At 49.9% G+C, this 2005-nt stretch carries 1 protein-coding gene and 1 pseudogene; both read right to left on the bottom strand.

The window, feature by feature from the left end; all coding sequences use genetic code 11:
- Positions 1-649 precede the first annotated feature (649 nt).
- Positions 650-1069, bottom strand: a complete 420-nt coding sequence (locus KQH55_RS14535) for a DDE-type integrase/transposase/recombinase (protein WP_235091498.1) — start codon at positions 1067-1069, stop codon at positions 650-652.
- Positions 1070-1145: 76 nt separating this feature from the next.
- Positions 1146-1455 (bottom strand): annotated as a pseudogene (locus KQH55_RS14530) (DUF1153 domain-containing protein).
- Between the last annotated feature and the right edge of the window lie 550 nt (positions 1456-2005).

Below are 2005 nucleotides of genomic sequence, written 5' to 3'. Positions count from 1 at the left end.
AGCGACAAATAGAAAATCTTGTCCATCAATCCTCACCAATCCTCTAAATCTGTTCTAAAACCCTCGTAAAAATGTCCATTTCTTTCCAATGATAGCATTACGCAAAGTACAATTTGAACAATGCTGTGATGTTTAATATTAATTAATGAAGCAATACTAAAATGAATAATGATACGCCATAACGTGGCGCTGGCACGAAGCTTGACTGTATCGGCTGAGCCCTTCAAAAAATAAAGCCTTGACTTCAATCTATACCACTCGACTTTGATGTCAAGTACTAGGGTTGCTTCTTCGAAGTGGGGCTAGATCAGAAAATTATCATGTTGAAAAAATGAAAAATTTTCACAGTGTATTGTTTTGTGAAAATTCTACCGGATGCAAGAAACTAAAGCGAGGTCACGAGTTCTGCTACTTTTATTCGTTTGGACTTGGGCAGTGCAGGTTGCTTTAATGTCACTAGTGTAGCCCGATGCATGGCGGGCTCCATCAGCCCACGAGGAATCAGCCATGCATCGAACTGTTGTAATGATCCAGCAAAACCTGCACAGCTTAATCGGTTAGTGCAAACACCGCGGCGGAGGTTCTCATCTTCAGCGCTTGATGTGGCCATCGATGAACTGAATCCAGTCGGCGATCACGCGGCTGGGGACTACAAGGTCTCGAAGCGGTGGCGATGCACGCATTGCTCCTTTAGCGTGCGGATTACCCGTTCGACGATGCCGTTCTGCGGCGGACAGTGCGGCGTGGTGAACTCCTGCTTCAGGCCGTAACTACGAGCCAGGGCCGTATAGTTTCGGCTGGTGAAGATCAGGCCGTTGTCGCTACGCGGCAGGAAGGGCTTGGATACCCTACCTAGGGTGCCGAAACGAGCAATCAAAGCCTGCTCCAGTGCATTGCCTGCCGTGCTGGCTTGGCCACTGCGCGGCAGCTGCCAGCCCAGTAGCTCGCGCGTGTGGCATTCCATCACCAGCGCTAGCGGGGCCCAGCCATCCCGGCCAGCCCAGATTCGGCACAAGTCGGTCGACCAGCGCTTATTGGGCGCGGTGGCTAACGATGTGTGGCGCGGCATCCCGAACCAACGGCACAACTTGGCCAGCGAGACGGCGATGCCTTCAGTTTGCAGTCCCCTTGGCGGATCGTCTCGATCATTTCTTCTCCTCGCCCAGCAGGGACCGCAATTTTTTTCGGGCGCGCAACTCCAGCATCGTTTCGCCGTAGGCCTCTTGCAGATCCTCGATCTGCCGCTTGTACTGCTCCCGCACATCGAGCGGATTGGCCCGCAGCGCATTCTCCATATCTCGCCTGCCGTCCTTGACTCAACCTTCCCACTTGCGCAGGCGACAGATCATATGCTCAGCTCTCCTCCGCCACCATCGGCTTGCCCTAAATGATGTCCAGAACCAGCGCGCTCTTGCGCCTGGCGGTCCAGCATTTGATGTCTTCTTCTATCTTCATGCTCCTCGTCTTTTCCTTCAAGCATGACGTGAGCAGGTTTCCACTGGGTCATTACACTGTACTGGTGACATTGAAGCAACCTGCACTGCCCAGGCCCAAACGAATAAAAGTAGCAGAATTCGGGGCCTCGCTTTAGTAAGTATCTTTGCATTCGGTAGAATTTTCACAAAATAGCGCGCTGTGAACATTTTTCACTTTTCAACATGCTAATTTTCTGATTTAGTCCCACTTCGAAGAATTAGCGCTAATACTTGACATCAAAGTCAAATGGTATAGATTGAAGTTAAGGCTTTATTTTCTGAGGAGCTGGGTTGATGCAGCCATGCATCGTGCTGATGCCACGAGATAGCGCCTCATTGGTCTATCGGTTTTACTTAATATTACTTTAGTAGCTAATATTGAACTCACAGCGTTGATTGAATTGTGCGTTGCTCGACAGCTGGGGAAGTTCTTGAAGATTGGAAATAGGTTAAGGGCTGACGGACGAGGTTTTCATTGTGTTATGTGAATTGCTTCGTTTGTCAGACGGATAAGCGTTTCTTGTGGTGCA

The sequence above is a fragment of the Mycetohabitans sp. B3 genome, assembly GCF_021498065.1.
GTDB lineage: Bacteria > Pseudomonadota > Gammaproteobacteria > Burkholderiales > Burkholderiaceae > Mycetohabitans.
The sequence above is the reverse complement of the archived record's forward strand: the minus strand, read 5'-3'. Positions and strand labels throughout refer to the sequence as shown.